This is a genomic window from Ensifer sp. (assembly GCF_035999135.1).
Taxonomy (GTDB): Bacteria; Pseudomonadota; Alphaproteobacteria; order Rhizobiales; family Rhizobiaceae; genus Ensifer.
Map to the genome: position 1 here is coordinate 141,898 of NZ_DASYGZ010000037.1, position 14,228 is coordinate 156,125.

Genomic DNA, 14,228 nt, shown 5'->3' on the forward strand with positions numbered 1-14,228 from the left:
AACTTGCCTTCGATTCGGCCGATCGCACGCTCTTGTGATTCTTCAGTCATTCGCGCCCCTCGCGTCGATGAAATGAAAAGGCCGCCCCGAGGTAACAGAGCGGCCCTTAAGGGTTACTCGCCGAGCGGCTTCTTTGCCGCCCATCGCCCATAGAGCGTGAGTACGGCGCCAGCGATAACGACGGACTTGAGCCGTGAGGCTTTCCGCCGTCGGCAAGGTGCCGTCGAGGAAGTCGAGCACCAGGCCATAGGTGCCGCCAATGAGACCGGCCACCGCGCCGATCGTCACCCGGCTTTGCCAGATGGGTTCGCTGTTCGTCGCATTGACGATTTCAGGGGCGAGTTTCTTCGTGACCGCGTCGATGATCGGAGCGGCAGCGGCTGCTTCAGCCGGCACCGCCGGGTTGCCGACAACGTCGATGACCGCCGAGGCGATTTTGCTTTCCAGGTGTTTCTTTGCTGCGTTCATGTCGCGATCCTTCAGCCTGCGGCCTTGGCTTCGCGCAGCGCTCGCATGATCGCCGCAAAGGCCTCGGCGGCCTTCACCAAAGCGTTCTCGGCGGTGATGCCACCCGGGTCTTTGCAAACGGCTTCGACCGCTGCCCACGCTGCCGCCTCCTTGGCGACGAGCTTCGGCTTGAGGTCGCCGGTAGCCGCAACGACCACGAATGCCGAATGCGCGGCAGTTGCTGCGGAGCAGACCTGCGGCAGGCTGTTCTGGATGGTGGTGCAAGCGGACAGCACAATGGCCGCCGCCGATACAATGATCAGCGAACGCATTTGGTTTCCTTCAATGTTGGAGAGGGTTAGAGGCGAGCTTTAACTTCGGCGCGCATCTTGTCGCCGCATGCTCTGGCGCCGATGACGTTCGGCGCGAACGGGAGGCGGGTGAAGTCCCACTTGCCGGCCTGCTTGATGCCCAGGTTCGGTTGGACCTCTGCATGGGAAAGGATCGTCTTCGAGGTGACCGGGATTTTGTAGAACTCGGCCAGATGCGCGATGACGTCCATGGCGCGGTGCCACTGCGTTTCCGTCATCGGGAACTTCCCGGCATGGAACGGGCTTTCGATCGCGCCCGCCATGCAGGCGAGCGAAACGCTAATCGAGCCGGTGTTGCAGCCACGAGTATGGGCCGCATAGTCGTCGTCAGCCGTGTTCACGTTGTCGGCAATCGTGTGGTCGCCGCGGACCACGTTCCCGGAGCCCTCGACCATGAAATGATAGTGCTCCTTGTCGAGATGAGAGGCCTTGTAGGCGCCTGCAGACCAATGCGCGATGATACGCGACATCTTCACCGGCTGGAGCCATTCCAGCGGTAGGTGGAATTTCATAGCGACTTCCTTGTGGTTTGACTACTGAGGAGAATGTCGTCGTCTCGACAACTTGTCGGCGATCTGATTGTGTGCCCTGCGCAAGCATCAGGAATGACGAAATGCACCCAGAAACGCTCGCTCTGATCGGTCGAATTCTCTTTGGTGCCGCGTTACGTCGCGTGGGATCCGGCATCGAAACGTGTCTGCGACGATCCGTGGGGCCTAATCAGGTACCGGCGCTACTTCGCCACCAAGTTGGGCAAATGCCATGCTGCGTTGATAGGAGCGCTCTGGCTGGCCGCGTTCTCGGCCGCCATGTGGGCGCTTGTCGCAGAGAAACAGCTGCAGAAGACCGGCCAGGTTTAAGCTGGGACAGATGCAAGCAACGTGTGGAATCTAGAGGGAGAATGTGTCAATGGGTGCTTTCGGAGCTCTGGTCTCAATAGCGGGTCTGTTCTGGCTGACTAGAGTGTCTTTGGCTGAAATGATGCTGCGCAATCTCGACCGGAATCGAGACCTTCCCGCCGACCAGGTAGCCGCCCGTGGCCGATTACTTGAATGGCTCGCGGCTCTTCCGACCTGGCCGGGAGCAGCGCTGATCGTCATCGGCGGCGCTATCATCTGGTTATGAGGTTGCTCTCGTTCATTGCCCTTTGAGGCATCGCGAACCTGCTGAGCGATGATGACGCTCATCGGTTACTCCTGATTGTTGTGGGGAATGGCCGGCAAGGCGAATCGGGCGATGGGAGGAGCTTCCCGAGCCATACGTTTCACCTTGTCGTTGATTCTTTCTTGAACGCGCCGCGCGCGTGTGGTTATTTCGCCAGCCATCAAGCAAGCAATGGCAGAGGCATTAAATTGACAGGACGGCGACTCTTACTTGCCGGGCACTCCCATTCGACAGCGCTCGGGGTGCCCAACACATCGCCCGATGCGCCATTTGGCGCCGTTCCCATAGACATCGCGGGTGGCCGCGTTATTGCGTTACCTGTCCCAGGCTCAAGGACACCAGCCTACTGGGATGCGGTGGTTGAGCAGTCCGTGGATACTACCGTCTTGCTCGTTTGGAATGGCAACCAGCACCTTGCGAAGTTTCTCTTTGAGGCTGGGAAGCCATTTGATTTCTACATTGCCAACCGCCCAGACATTGCGGTTCAACCTGTCGACCTCATTCCAGAGTCCTTGATCCGCGAGATCCTCGATCGAGGAAACGCCTTGCTTCAACCATTCTTGAAGCGCCTGCAGGGCGTCCCTGGTTGCAAAACCGTCTTGTTGGGGACACCCCCTCCCAAAGGCGATGACGGAGTTCTGCGGCAACTCGTCTCCAAGGAAGTGTATTTCGTGGAGATGGCGGAGAGGATGGGCTTTGATTTAAACACCATCACTTTCACCGACAGGTTGGTGCGTCGGAAACTCTGGCTTGTTGTGCAGGATCTACTTGCTGAAGCGGCAGATGCTGCCGGATCAGCCTTTATGCCGGTTCCTGAGGCGGTGATGGATGACGAAGGCTTCCTGAAGAAAGAGCTTTGGCGCGAAGACGCCACCCACGCCAACCCTGAATACGGTCGAGTTTTCTGGGACTCGATGTTGTCGAAAGTCATTGCAGCATGACGGAAGTTGCCAAGCACCCCTACAAGACCGCGCCGGACCGTTCATTCTGGTCAAGGGCTGTTGCTCAGTCATACAACTCGGCGGACCTGACCAGCTTTGAAACTGTTCTCATCACAAAGAACGACAAAGTGGTGTCGGCCGGCAGCTGCTTTGCATCGAACCTTGTGCCCTATCTCGAAAGATCCGGACTAACTTACCACCGGACCGAGACCATGCACCCGGCTTTTTCGGACCATGTTGATGAGACCTTCGGCTACGCCGAGTTCAGCGCCTCATACGGCAACATCTACACGGTTCGGCAGTTACTCCAACTCCTTCGCAGATGCCGCGGCCAGTTCACTCCTGAGGAGAGCTTCTGGATAGACAAGCACAGTTATGTCGACCCATTCCGCCCCGGCCTGAAATACCGGGCCAGATCGGAGCGTGAATTCCACGCTCTGACGCGCCAGCATCTCGATCGGACTTTTTCCGCGTTCAAGGAAGCGACCGTTTTCGTGCTCACACTCGGATTGACCGAGAGCTGGGTTTCCAACGCTGACGGCGCCGTTTTTCCCGCATGCCCCGGCACGATCGCGGGGCAATTCGACGCCAACCGCCACAAGTTTCACAACTTCACGGTCGGCGAGGTTGAGCTAGACCTGGCAACCTTCATTTCTGAGGTCCGTCAGATAAACCCTGACCTCCGGTTTATTGTCACCGTTTCGCCGGTCCCACTGGTCGCTACGGCTACAGGCGGCCACGTCTTACCGGCTTCGACCTATAGCAAGTCCGTGCTGCGGGTGGCGGCAGAGTCGGCCGCGCATCGCTTCACAGGGGTAACATACTTCCCGGCCTACGAGATCGTTACTGGCCCACAGGCCCCCGATAGCTTCTTCAAAGACGATAAACGCGACGTGACGCCGGAGGCCGTCGACACGGTGATGGCTGCCATGCTTGCCCACTGCGAGATCCATGGGCAAGTGGCGAGGAAAGCCAGGGCTACTGCCCCCGTCCGGATCTCCGAGGTTCTCGTTGACGCTGAGTGTGAGGAAGTGATGGCGGAACGCTAGACGTTACGCCACTCACGTCACGGCAGCTATTGCAGTTTTCAGCCATGCGCGGAAGAACTTTGTTCTGAGGCGGGGCTTCATGGTTGTGCAGTGATGCTTCGGCTAGCGGATGAAGACTATCTCTTCCATGTAACCGGCCCGAACAGGCGAACCGTTCCGGAATATCTTCGCGTCTGGCCGCCTCGAGCGAATGATCTCGTTGACGGTGAAGCTGTTCACTTCATGGTTGATCGAGAACAGCACCTTTGACTTATCGAGGGCGTGAGCGATGTATCCTTCGGCCACACCACGATCCATCTCGGTCAAGGAATCGACGTTCACGGTCATATCGCACGCAGCCTCTCCGATCGCTGCCGGCGGCAAGATGCGGATGGCGCCGGCTCTTGGTTCCTCGCCGTAGAGGGAAATCCTATCCTCACCCAGGGTGCGACCGAGGAAGTACGCTTGAGCCGCGCTGGTGAGAGGAATGTCGATGATGGTATAATTCTTGATACCAGCCTTGTAGCTGTAAAAGGCAGAGCGGCCGAGACCGGCGCCAATCTCCAACACGGAATTGCAGCCAAGGGACTTAGCGAGCAATGCAGTCTTATACGCCTGATAGATTGCGAAGATAGCCCGAACGCTTGCGTACTCGCCCTCGTATTCTATGCCGAACTCATCTTTGAAAGGGTTCGGGAACTCGACAAGGAACGGAACATATTTCTCGATCTCGTCGAGGCTTTCCGCTGCAGATCGCTGCTCAGGTGGTCGGTGGTCTGGCGCTTCCGGATTGTTGATCCTTGCGGCACCCGTCGCAACGGCGACGAGCTTGATCGCATAGTCAACAACTGCGGTTTCGTACTGGATCGCTTCTTTCGAAGCCGACAAGCGCTCGGTACGTTCTTTGTCGAGAACATCAAAGCCTACGAAGAAATTTGATGCTCCCGGATCTCGCAAAACCGCGGCTGCTTCTTCGTCCCCAGAGAGAAGCGCCTCATGGATCGGCGCCTTCCAGCCGGTCAAGGTCGCCCATTGAGAGTCGCCGAGATCACCGAACGAAGACATTGACGCAGCGTAGGCCGCACGAACGCGCCTGACCAAATCTGCATCATCGGTTACTACTTGGCCCTTGCTGAACATGATCCCTCCTCATCTAGAAGTACTCTCGTCTAGATGAGGAGGGTGCAACTTGCAACGATCAGTCGCCACCTCAAATTGAGGCATCGATGAAAACAGTGATGTTCCCGGGGGTGACCGCGCCATCGTGCCAGATCTGGACTGCGACGTTCGTGGCGTCGATCGCCACGACGAAACATCGGAGGCTCTGGTAGACGGCGCCGTTTGCCACGATAGCGGTCAAGCCGGTTACCGCAGCAGGAGCGCGGATCAACCCATGTGGTATGGGTAGATAGGCTTGGTTGGCAGGACTTGCTGCCGTGGCGCTGGATATCTTCCGAAGCTTACCGAAGGTCCGGCCAATGTTCAACCGATCGCGGGTGATCGAACCAGGCAGCGTAATAGTTCCGGTCGGGTCGTAATTCTCATTCGTGATCGTGATAGAGCCGCCCCCAGAGCCCTCTGTGAGAGAGAGGTTTTGAGTGACGGACGTGTAGGAGTTATCCCGCATCGTCCAATCATCAGCAGGCCCCGTGATCGCGTTGGCGGCGATAACAGTGAATGCGTTTTCTGCGATCAACGCGTCGTTGATATTGTCCATGCCGACAAAACCATACCCACTGAAACCGATGGTGTTCTCAACGATGCGTAGATCCTTGATGAGGATGGCACTAGCCGCTGTGTTGATCGCCACTCCTGTCGTAGGGCCAGTACCGAATGCCGAGGCGATAGAGTTCCGGCTGATATCGAGCGAAGAAATGCCTGCGCCCTTCGAGTCCAGATTGATTACGACGTTGCTGCCTTGATCGAGTATGTTGTCGACAACTGCCCCATGCAGGAAGCTCTCTAGCTGCAGGATGGTCGATCCGGTTGCAACGCTCTTGTTATCCGAGAAGCTCCAACCCTCCGGGCGGTTTGAGCCGTCCGTCGTATTGACCTTCAGAAATCGGCCAGTACCTCCAAATTGGTTCCTTTCGATCCTGTTGTTGATGACGCTCTGGCCGGCGTTCTTTGTGATGGCGAAGAGATAGTCAGCCGTGCGGAAGGTGCCGAACCGGCAATCTTCGATATAGGTGTCTGAACCAGTAATCTTGAAAGCATCGCCCGAGCCGGCGACGTTGCAAAACATGCGGGTGAACCGGATGCCGTTCCTTTGGTTGCAGTCAAGAACTGCCCCGCCCCGTCATGGGTGATCCTGCCAAACAACCCGCCGTCAAAGGTTATATTGTCCCCTGCGCAGGTAAAAAGGTTGATGCTGGCAGAGGTGATGACGCGCGCCTTTTGCCCGATAATAATCCGAGGCTCAGCCGGGATAGAAATGGCCGTGCTTGCCCGCCAGTCAAACCCGCTCGGATGAGCTGGGATATAGGCAGACTTCTTGGCTGCCGCCGCGTCAGTCAATAGAGATTGGATGGCCGCAGAAACGTTCGCGCCATTCGTCAAAGATGGCGAATACATCATGAGGTTCAGCTCATCATCGCGGAACCGCTTGTCATCGACCTTAGCAAAGCGTGCATCGTTCTGCGCATCACCGCGTCGGGGAGCATCGGCACAGGTCGCAATCCACGCGATATCGATGTTCGCCCCAACGCCATTAGCGGCGAAAAAGCGAGGGCCGGTGACGATTTGCGGGACGTCAGGGGCACTTTCCTTCGAGTCAGAGCCGCCAGCAAAAGGGGCCCACATATCGAGATATGCGGTTTTCCAGGTAGAAGTCGTGTTGACGATCTTGGCAAGGAAGCTGCTCGAAAAGCTATGTCCGGACGTGGACCAACCAAAGGCATCTTCGTCGGAGTCCCAACCAGGAGTACCAACAGTGCGCCGATACCGAACGGCAAGATAGCGTTCAGTCGCGCCATTGATGGCCAGACCGCTCAAGGTGATCTGTGCACTTGCACCGGAAGCAATGAGCTTCAGATAACCATCAACATTCGACTTGGCAGCGCCTGTCGCATTGAAGGAATTCAGCTCTGCGTACCCGCGCCAGCTGTTGATGGGGTTGACCCCATCTTCGAGAGTTTCCCGGAGAGCCATCAGGCTCGCCGCTGCGGCAGCAGCGCTGGCAGCCGCTGCCGTCGCTGACGCTTCAGCGGCGGCAGCGATCGCCGCGCTCGCTTGGTCGCTGACCAACCGGAAGGTGCTGCCCGCAACGATACCCATAATGATCATGCCGGCGGCGAGGCCGCCGACCACCGGGTTGTTGCCGGCATTCGTCTTGATCGTTAGGGGAAACGCGCCGTTAAAGCTCACAGTCACGAGGCTAGCAGTGCTCGTGTTCGCGACATTCATCCAAATCAGGGCCGAGGCACTTACAGGGAGACTTGATGTCGCCTGGATGGCGTTGGCGGTACCTGCACCGGCATCAGACGCTATGATGAACGAGAACGGCAGGTCCGAAACACGGGTCCACGACCCCGTACCGGGTGCTCCCGACTTAACATAGATCCCATTGTACCCAACAGTGGGGTCGCCGAGGACCCACGCCGTCTTGTCTGCTGCGTGCGCGAGATCTGCGAACAGGGCTGCTCGGCTCGTCAACGGATCGCGCAAGGAAATCGTCTGGACGCCAGAGTTGACCGCGCTGTTCCGGGCCAAAGCCAAATCACACATGCTCCTCGCCTTCGAGATGGCGATACACACCGGTCAGCGCCAGGGCGACCTGCTATCCCTCACCTGGAAGCAATACGACGGCACGCACCTTTCCTTCGAGCAAGGAAAGACCAAGAAGCGCGTCCGCGTGAAAGTCCACACCAAGCTCAAGGCAATGATCGACGACTTGCCAAAGGACAAGATGCGAATCATGAACAATTCGCGCGGCCGGCCGTGGACAAAAGACGGCTTCAAAACGTCATGGGCGAAAGAGGTCGCCAGGCTGAATAAGGAAGCCCAGACGTGAAGATCGAGGGGGTGACGTTCCACGATCTGCGCGGCACGTTCATCACCGAACGGCGGCGGGAAGGATCGACGACAGAGCAGATCGCGTCGATCACCGGACACTCGATCGCAGAGGTGGGAAGAGTGCTTGAAAAGCTCTATCTGGCGACGGATCAGCAGACCAGCGACGCGGTCATTCTGCGGATGGAAAGAACATCAGGAGAGTGATTTGTGTAAACGGCTATGGAAAAGCTGTAAACGGGGTCCAGTAAAAGGCGAGAAACTGCCTATAAGCCCTTGAGATTGTTGGCGACCCCTGCAGGATTCGAACCTGCGACAACCTGCTTAGAAGGCAGGTGCTCTATCCAACTGAGCTAAGGGGCCGTCCCGGGCTGCGCCCGTCGAATGCGACCGGACCTCAGTGGGTCCAGGGCTGCATCCGGTTGAAACGGAAGTTATCCGGATAAGAGACGCTCTTGCGCGTTGCTTCCTTCGGCGCAATCACGCGGTATTCGATGCCGTTGCGCTCGGCATAGGCGATCGCCTGTTCGGCATTTTCGAAGGTCAGCCGCAGCTGCTGCTTCATGTCGCCGGAGCTGGTGTAGCCCATGATCGGATCGATCGTGCGCGGCTTTTCCTGATCGAACTCCAGCACCCACAGATTCGTCTTGGCCTTGCCAGACTGCATGGCGGTCTTTGCTGGACGATAGATCTTTGCGGACATGGCTTCGAACGGCTCCATACTGTCGCTGGCAACATTCACGGGCGCCAGCATTCCGTCCTCCCATAACGCAGAATGATTTAAAACGAAATGATTTTTGCCCGGATATATGCGGCTTTTCTGCATGAGACGGACGGATTTCCGGAACCGCGGGTACGCCGTGTGCGTTTTAGCGAAAGCTTGAGAATAGGTTCGCGCGCTCTACTCCCGAAAGAGGGAGATTCGCCATGGCAAAACATCCTAAATTCATCTCACCGAAGCGAACCGGCGCCTATCCGCAAAGGGATCTCGACTGCCAGCTGGCGATTGCGGACGTGTTCCAAACCGTGGCCGAGTATGCCGAAGCATCCGGATGGCCAGAACACGAAGTGGCCGACGCCCTAATCGAACTGGCGCACAACCATCGCATTGCGCTGGAGGCCCGGGATCGCATGAGCGCGCAGATGGGCATGACGACCCGGAACGCGAAATTGAACTGACGCCCTGCGCGAACGCCCGACGCGCTTCAATTTCTTCGTTGGAACTGACGACCAGGTCTCGCCGCGAGTGAAATTCACGACATCCGCGGTGGTCGCCCCCGATCGATCAACGAGAGCATCCAAGACGTCGGCTTGATCCGAAAAATCAAGGCCCGGCGGATCGCCGATCGCCTGTGACAGCGGCGGACCAGATCATGTTAAAACGTCAGCAAGCGCGGCAGGCGAATTCAACGCACGCTCGCAACACACTCACAAGGCCATGTGCGAGTGACGAAACGATCTCTAAAATATGGATGATCTCATATGATTAGATGGTCGGAGTGGAGAGATTCGAACTCCCGACCCTCTGGTCCCAAACCAGATGCGCTACCAGACTGCGCTACACTCCGTGCCAACGGCGCCGGAGATACACGCTTCGCTCGGGGGCTGCAAGATGTAATTTCCTTGCCCACAGCGGATTGCGCCGTCGTCGCGCGGGGCAACGGCTTTCGGAGACGACAAAATTTCCCGAAACGCGAGCAATCACGGGTTTGTCATTCGAATTTAGCAATCGCTCAATTCATTGCGGTTACTGGCAACCGGACGCAACCGCGCCGTGCCCTCTCCTTTCCACGCCGACCGAGCCCTCCGATGACAGCCCAACTCGACCTCGCCACTGTCCTGCTGCTTCACAGATCGTCGTTCCTTGTCGGCGCCGTCTGCTTTCTCTATGCGCGCTGGCAATCACCGCGGGACGAGGGACTTGGCATCCTTGCGAGCGGTTTTCTGTTTCTGGCTCTGGCGTCGACGCTTGCGGGCTACGGTGAGCAGAAGTTGCTGCCGGCCTATCTCTGGACGCTTTCGAGTTTCTCCCTCGGGATCGGTGGATATGCCCTGTTCTGGATCGGCATCCGTCGCCTGAGCGCCGGCCGGCGCCGCAAGACGGACTGGCTGGCGCTTGGCGTTCCGCTCATTGGCGCCTTGATCGGCCTTGCCACGCACTTCCACGTGGTCAACTGGGTTCGCGCCGGGCTCTTCAACACCACGGCCTCCGCCTTCCTCGCGGCGGCCGCACTGGCGATCGTTTCCGACCGCGCCAAGGAGCCGCTGCCAGCGCGCGTGCTCCTGGCGGCGGCGATGGCGGTTGGCGCCAGCCTGTGCCTTGCGGTCGTTGCCGGCGTCATCAGGCCGGGCATCATCCCCATCACCCCATCCTACGCCTTCTTTCTCTCGATCATCTGCCACTTTGCGATCGCTCTTTTCGCGCTCGTGCTCGTCAAGGAGAGGGCCGGGGCGGAATTGCGGCGTTCGGCGGAGACCGATGCGTTGACAGGTGCTGGGAACCGCCGCTCGTTTTTCGCACGGTTGCCCGCCTCGAATTGGCGCGGCGACTGCCTGATCCTCATGGACATCGATTTCTTCAAGCGCATCAACGACCGCTACGGTCATCGCGCGGGCGACCAGGTCCTGGTGGCCTTTGCCGATCTCGTCAGGGACAACCTGCGCAAGGGGGATCGTTTTGCCCGCCTCGGCGGCGAGGAATTCGGGCTCTACCTTCCCGCAACGAGCGAAGAACAGGCACAATCCATCGCTGAACGCCTGCGGCTCGCCGTTGAAGATCTCAGGGTTCCCAGCAATGGGGAGCAGGTGCGATTGACCGTCAGCCTCGGGCTCGCCGTTGCCGAAGGTGTGGAACGTTCGTGGGAGGATTTGTTCAACCGGGCGGACGGCGCGCTCTACGAGGCCAAACGCGGTGGCCGCAACCGCGACGTCTCATCCTGCCCTTCGCTGATGCCGGAACCTCCCGTCGCGCGCCTCAACCGCGCCAGTTGACGCGCGTGGATCGGGCAGTTGCGGTTGCACCCACAAAAAGGGAAGCGGCTCGCATTCACGCTTTTCAGAGCCGCTTCAGCTTGGAGGTATAGGGTCTATTCTACCCCAAGCTTCAAAATTCGCGTGTGGCAAAATTTCACCTACATGTCCGAAAATGCGACCCTGGCGCGCAGCATGACGTGAGCGCACTTTTCACGGCAGTCGCGATCGGATAGTACAGTCCGGCAGCCACCTTCCGCGCTGTCCCTCCGGGAGTTTCGCTTTGCCTTTGTAAAATCCGGTCTCGCTAGTTTCACCCCGCACGCCCGATGGCAGCAACCGCTATCGGATTGATTTTTCTTGCGTTCGTTGAGGTGACGGTTCGAGACCGGAATGGCATTGCCGATCCAGGTCCTAACGCGCAGCGCGTCTTATCGGACGCACGAAGTCGCGGGGCGGAACCGTCACCTACAAACGCTGCCAGACCGTGTCCCCGGAACGGGTGCTCAAACCGTCGTCTCGATGGACTTCCAATCGGAAGAACCAGACGACATGTCCCATACATTGACGGTCCAGTGGACCATCGAACCACAAACCGCGCCACGACCGTGGCTTGCCTGCAGTCGCTGCCGCCGCCAGCGTCCCTTCGAATCGAGCGGCAAGACACGGCTCAACGCCAACGGCCAGCGCCTCGACGCCTGGCTGATCTACCGCTGCAACGAATGCGACGATTCATGGAACCGGCCAATTTTCGAGCGTCGCAACGTGCGCGACATTTCGCCAGCACTGCTCGATGCGCTTCAGAACAACGACGGGCCCTGGATTCGCCGCTTCGCGTTCGACATCGACGACCTTCGCCGCAGTTGCGACCGCGTCGAGGAATTTTCGGCATCCAGCGTAATGCGCCGCGCGCTGAGCGGTCGACCGCAAGACTGCACCCATATTGGGATCGATCTCATCGTGGCGATGACGGCAAGCCTGCGCCTCGATCGCCTGCTGTCAGCGGAGCTCGGTTTGTCGCGCGCAAGGCTTGCCCGGCTCGTTGACGCCGAGCGGCTTGTTGTCACGCCGAGCACGCGCAAAGGTCTGCAGCGGCCCATCCGGAACGGAACACGAATCGTTCTCGACCTGTCATCGCAACCCGACCGGGCCGAGATCATCGAGCGCGCGCTGGCGGAGCCACCTCCAGGCTGAATGTCAAAAAAAAGGGCGCCGGCCGGTGCCGGCGCCCTTTTCGATCATTGCCAAGATTAGAATTTTACGCCGACACCGACCGTAAACTGGTGCTGGTCGACATCGACGTTGACGCCACCGACATCCTTGTCGCCAAAGTCGTTGTAGCGGTACTCGGCGCGTCCAAAAACCTTGTCGGTGAACGAATAGTCGACACCGGCGCCGATGGTCCAGCCGTTGAAGGTTTCCTTTTCTTTCGAGGCCCCGGGCACGTCGACGAAGCCCCTCGTCACAGCCCATCCGCCGGTGCCGTAGAGCAGCGCCTTGTCGTTCAGCACGTAGCCGACGCGGCCCCTGATCGAGCCGGAGACATCCGTGCCGACCTCGGTCGACGTTCCGAAAATATCGAACGTCCTGTCATTCCAGTTGTAGTTGACGTCGCCTTCGACGCCGAGCACCCAATCGCCCTGCTGATAATTGAAGCCCGCGAAGGCGCCGAGCAGGCCGCCATTGAAATCCCGCGACGCGCTGCCGCCGGGCGCACTGAAATCGCCGTTCAGCCAACCGCCACCACCCTGAAGACCGACATATCCTCCGGTCCAGACAAACACCGGCGTCGTCTCGACAAGCGGCGGGGGCTGCAGCGTTTCGCTGAGATCGGCAGCAAGCGACGCCTCGGCAGATGCAAAGGCCGCAACGACTGCAACAAGCACATTCCGGATCACCGCAGATGCCTCCTGTTGTACTCAGAAGAACATGAGCAACCGAAAGGTCATATCTGCCGATATGAACGTTGCGGTCACTACCGGGAAAACCAAATCACCGTCGCCAATAATTTAGAGGCTGATCGCGGAAGAACAAGGCGGAATCTGATGCCGCCTGAAAAATCACGGGTGCTGAGCGGGAACGCGGGCACCTTCGAGGCGATCGCCGGGGCGGATCTGAAGCCGCTTGACCGTGCCGGCATTGAGCTCGAGCACGAAGGCAACCGGCTCGCCGGAATCGATGATCGCCTCGGAAAAGGGTACCGCACCTTCGCGGATCGTGCGCACCGTACCCTTGGTGTCGACGAAAAGCATATCGAGCGGCAGGTAGGTGTTCTTCATCCACATCATGACGCGGCGGGTCTCGCCGAAATCGAACAGCATGCCGTGGTCCGCTGGCATGGATTTGCGAAACATCAGCCCCTGCTCACGCTGATCCGGCTCGACCGCCAGCTCAACCGTCAGTTCGTGAACAACCTTGTCCGCCGTCACCAGGCGCATCTTGTCCGTGGCGAACTCGACTTCCGCCAGGCTCGCCGTCGCCAGGGCGAACAAAAAAAGCGCCAGGAGGGCGCTTTTGGAGAGGAGATCGCGCAGAATTGCCATCAGTGCGACCGCGTTGTCGGCGACGGGCCGTCAGGGTGAATTTCCGCCGCCATCAGGCCCTTCTCGCCATCGCCGAAGCGAATGAGCACGACCTGTCCCGGCCGCAGTTCCGTCAGGCCGAAGCGCCGCAACGTTTCCATATGGACGAAGATATCCTCCGTCCCCTCGCCCCGGGTCAGGAAGCCGAACCCCTTGGTGCGGTTGAACCACTTCACCAGGACCCGTTCCAGGCCGCTCGTCGCCGTGACCTGGACGTGGGTTCTGACCGGTGGAAGCTGCGACGGGTGCACGGCCGTCGACTGGTCCATGGAAAGGATGCGAAACGCCTGGTAGCCGCGATCCCGCTTCTGGATGAGGGCGACGACACGCGCGCCCTCGAGAACCGTCTGGTATCCATCGCGCCTGAGGCAGGTGACGTGAACCAGCACGTCCTGCATGCCATTGTCGGGCACGATGAAGCCAAAGCCCTTGGCGACGTCGAACCACTTGATCACGCCGGTGATTTCGATGAGGTCGAGAGCGTCGCTGCCAAAATCGTCACCGTGCATGACGTCTTTTGAAGATGTCCTATCCGCCATTCTCTCCCAGCCCCTCGTTTACGCGCGACTACCAATACGGTTAACTGATTCTTATTGACCAGAATAACATCGTCCCGCCGCGGATACGCAAGACCCTCGGCATATTTTGGCCGAGAACTAATATGGGGACGCAGCCTTGCCTCTGGCTTGCTGACAGCCCACTATACGCCATCTT

General features: G+C 58.9%; 17 protein-coding genes and 2 tRNA genes. 8 read left to right on the top strand and 11 right to left on the bottom strand.

Annotation, left to right across the window (positions count from 1 at the left end):
- Positions 1 to 42: 42 nt before the first annotated feature.
- The 3 genes from VGO12_RS03505 to VGO12_RS03515 are packed head-to-tail and all read right to left on the bottom strand — an operon-like array spanning position 43 to position 1,330.
- Positions 43 to 468, bottom strand: coding sequence for a hypothetical protein (locus tag VGO12_RS03505; RefSeq protein WP_327511342.1), 426 nt, complete (start codon positions 466 to 468; stop codon positions 43 to 45).
- Between the two features lie 11 nt (positions 469 to 479).
- Positions 480 to 779: a cell wall anchor protein gene (locus VGO12_RS03510; RefSeq protein WP_327511343.1), complete on the bottom strand. Its 300-nt coding sequence runs from the start codon at positions 777 to 779 to the stop codon at positions 480 to 482.
- A 26-nt stretch (positions 780 to 805) separates the two neighbouring features.
- Complete coding sequence (locus VGO12_RS03515; protein ID WP_327511344.1) at positions 806 to 1,330, bottom strand: N-acetylmuramoyl-L-alanine amidase; 525 nt, start codon at positions 1,328 to 1,330, stop codon at positions 806 to 808.
- Positions 1,331 to 1,727: 397 nt separating this feature from the next.
- On the opposite strand from VGO12_RS03515, the gene VGO12_RS03520 reads away from it, so the two are divergent.
- From VGO12_RS03520 to VGO12_RS03530, 3 genes are all read left to right on the top strand, one after another.
- A complete protein-coding gene (locus tag VGO12_RS03520) occupies positions 1,728 to 1,943 on the top strand; it encodes a hypothetical protein (RefSeq protein WP_327511345.1) in 216 nt (71 codons plus the stop codon).
- A 161-nt stretch (positions 1,944 to 2,104) separates the two neighbouring features.
- Positions 2,105 to 2,923, top strand: a complete 819-nt coding sequence (locus VGO12_RS03525) for a hypothetical protein (RefSeq protein WP_327511346.1) — start codon at positions 2,105 to 2,107, stop codon at positions 2,921 to 2,923.
- Positions 2,920 to 3,972, top strand: a complete 1,053-nt coding sequence (locus tag VGO12_RS03530; protein ID WP_327511347.1) for a GSCFA domain-containing protein — start codon at positions 2,920 to 2,922, stop codon at positions 3,970 to 3,972. The genes VGO12_RS03525 and VGO12_RS03530 overlap by 4 nt, the downstream gene beginning before the upstream one ends.
- A gap of 102 nt (positions 3,973 to 4,074) precedes the next feature.
- On the opposite strand, the gene VGO12_RS03535 is transcribed toward VGO12_RS03530, so the two are convergent.
- The gene (locus VGO12_RS03535; protein WP_327511348.1) at positions 4,075 to 5,091 is read right to left on the bottom strand and encodes a hypothetical protein; all 1,017 of its coding nucleotides are present in this window, start codon (positions 5,089 to 5,091) and stop codon (positions 4,075 to 4,077) included.
- Between the two features lie 915 nt (positions 5,092 to 6,006).
- Positions 6,007 to 7,356: a hypothetical protein gene (locus VGO12_RS03540; protein WP_327511349.1), complete on the bottom strand. Its 1,350-nt coding sequence runs from the start codon at positions 7,354 to 7,356 to the stop codon at positions 6,007 to 6,009.
- Between the two features lie 283 nt (positions 7,357 to 7,639).
- Between VGO12_RS03540 and VGO12_RS03545 the strand changes: the two genes are divergently transcribed.
- Both VGO12_RS03545 and VGO12_RS03550 read left to right on the top strand, forming a co-directional pair.
- Positions 7,640 to 7,963, top strand: a complete 324-nt coding sequence (locus VGO12_RS03545; RefSeq protein WP_327511350.1) for a tyrosine-type recombinase/integrase — start codon at positions 7,640 to 7,642, stop codon at positions 7,961 to 7,963.
- Complete coding sequence (locus tag VGO12_RS03550; protein ID WP_327511351.1) at positions 7,960 to 8,169, top strand: hypothetical protein; 210 nt, start codon at positions 7,960 to 7,962, stop codon at positions 8,167 to 8,169. The genes VGO12_RS03545 and VGO12_RS03550 overlap by 4 nt, the downstream gene beginning before the upstream one ends.
- 79 nt (positions 8,170 to 8,248) lie before the next feature.
- Here the strand turns inward: VGO12_RS03550 and VGO12_RS03555 are convergent.
- Positions 8,249 to 8,325, bottom strand: a tRNA-Arg gene (locus VGO12_RS03555).
- Between the two features lie 34 nt (positions 8,326 to 8,359).
- A complete protein-coding gene (locus VGO12_RS03560; protein WP_034791376.1) occupies positions 8,360 to 8,665 on the bottom strand; it encodes an ETC complex I subunit in 306 nt (101 codons plus the stop codon).
- Between the two features lie 224 nt (positions 8,666 to 8,889).
- Here VGO12_RS03560 and VGO12_RS03565 point away from each other — a divergent pair, with 224 nt between their 5' ends.
- Positions 8,890 to 9,141, top strand: coding sequence for a hypothetical protein (locus tag VGO12_RS03565; RefSeq protein ID WP_327511352.1), 252 nt, complete (start codon positions 8,890 to 8,892; stop codon positions 9,139 to 9,141).
- A gap of 312 nt (positions 9,142 to 9,453) precedes the next feature.
- Here the strand turns inward: VGO12_RS03565 and VGO12_RS03570 are convergent.
- Positions 9,454 to 9,530 (bottom strand) — tRNA-Pro (locus VGO12_RS03570).
- Positions 9,531 to 9,771: 241 nt separating this feature from the next.
- Here VGO12_RS03570 and VGO12_RS03575 point away from each other — a divergent pair.
- Together VGO12_RS03575 and VGO12_RS03580 are read left to right on the top strand one after the other, a co-directional pair.
- Positions 9,772 to 10,953, top strand: coding sequence for a GGDEF domain-containing protein (locus tag VGO12_RS03575; RefSeq protein ID WP_327511353.1), 1,182 nt, complete (start codon positions 9,772 to 9,774; stop codon positions 10,951 to 10,953).
- A gap of 372 nt (positions 10,954 to 11,325) precedes the next feature.
- Positions 11,326 to 12,126 (top strand): DUF1062 domain-containing protein, encoded by an 801-nt coding sequence (locus VGO12_RS03580; protein WP_327511354.1) that lies wholly within the window; start codon positions 11,326 to 11,328, stop codon positions 12,124 to 12,126.
- A gap of 56 nt (positions 12,127 to 12,182) precedes the next feature.
- Here VGO12_RS03580 and VGO12_RS03585 read toward each other — a convergent pair whose 3' ends face one another.
- The 3 genes from VGO12_RS03585 to VGO12_RS03595 all read right to left on the bottom strand — a co-directional run bounded on the left by VGO12_RS03585 (position 12,183) and on the right by VGO12_RS03595 (position 14,053).
- Complete coding sequence (locus tag VGO12_RS03585; protein WP_327511355.1) at positions 12,183 to 12,830, bottom strand: outer membrane protein; 648 nt, start codon at positions 12,828 to 12,830, stop codon at positions 12,183 to 12,185.
- Between the two features lie 162 nt (positions 12,831 to 12,992).
- Positions 12,993 to 13,475: a DUF192 domain-containing protein gene (locus tag VGO12_RS03590; RefSeq protein WP_327511356.1), complete on the bottom strand. Its 483-nt coding sequence runs from the start codon at positions 13,473 to 13,475 to the stop codon at positions 12,993 to 12,995.
- The gene (locus tag VGO12_RS03595; RefSeq protein WP_327511357.1) at positions 13,475 to 14,053 is read right to left on the bottom strand and encodes a cold-shock protein; all 579 of its coding nucleotides are present in this window, start codon (positions 14,051 to 14,053) and stop codon (positions 13,475 to 13,477) included. Before VGO12_RS03595 ends, VGO12_RS03590 begins: the two co-directional genes overlap by 1 nt.
- Positions 14,054 to 14,228 lie beyond the last annotated feature (175 nt).

Coding starts and splice junctions, on each gene's coding strand:
- VGO12_RS03505 (WP_327511342.1), bottom strand. CDS start 468: ATGAACGCAGCAAAGAAACACCTGGAAAGCAAAATCGCCTCGGCGGTC.
- VGO12_RS03510 (WP_327511343.1), bottom strand. CDS start 779: ATGCGTTCGCTGATCATTGTATCGGCGGCGGCCATTGTGCTGTCCGCT.
- VGO12_RS03515 (WP_327511344.1), bottom strand. CDS start 1,330: ATGAAATTCCACCTACCGCTGGAATGGCTCCAGCCGGTGAAGATGTCG.
- VGO12_RS03520 (WP_327511345.1), top strand. CDS start 1,728: ATGGGTGCTTTCGGAGCTCTGGTCTCAATAGCGGGTCTGTTCTGGCTG.
- VGO12_RS03530 (WP_327511347.1), top strand. CDS start 2,920: ATGACGGAAGTTGCCAAGCACCCCTACAAGACCGCGCCGGACCGTTCA.
- VGO12_RS03535 (WP_327511348.1), bottom strand. CDS start 5,091: ATGTTCAGCAAGGGCCAAGTAGTAACCGATGATGCAGATTTGGTCAGG.
- VGO12_RS03540 (WP_327511349.1), bottom strand. CDS start 7,356: ATGAATGTCGCGAACACGAGCACTGCTAGCCTCGTGACTGTGAGCTTT.
- VGO12_RS03560 (WP_034791376.1), bottom strand. CDS start 8,665: ATGTCCGCAAAGATCTATCGTCCAGCAAAGACCGCCATGCAGTCTGGC.
- VGO12_RS03565 (WP_327511352.1), top strand. CDS start 8,890: ATGGCAAAACATCCTAAATTCATCTCACCGAAGCGAACCGGCGCCTAT.
- VGO12_RS03575 (WP_327511353.1), top strand. CDS start 9,772: ATGACAGCCCAACTCGACCTCGCCACTGTCCTGCTGCTTCACAGATCG.
- VGO12_RS03580 (WP_327511354.1), top strand. CDS start 11,326: ATGGCATTGCCGATCCAGGTCCTAACGCGCAGCGCGTCTTATCGGACG.
- VGO12_RS03590 (WP_327511356.1), bottom strand. CDS start 13,475: ATGGCAATTCTGCGCGATCTCCTCTCCAAAAGCGCCCTCCTGGCGCTT.
- VGO12_RS03595 (WP_327511357.1), bottom strand. CDS start 14,053: ATGGCGGATAGGACATCTTCAAAAGACGTCATGCACGGTGACGATTTT.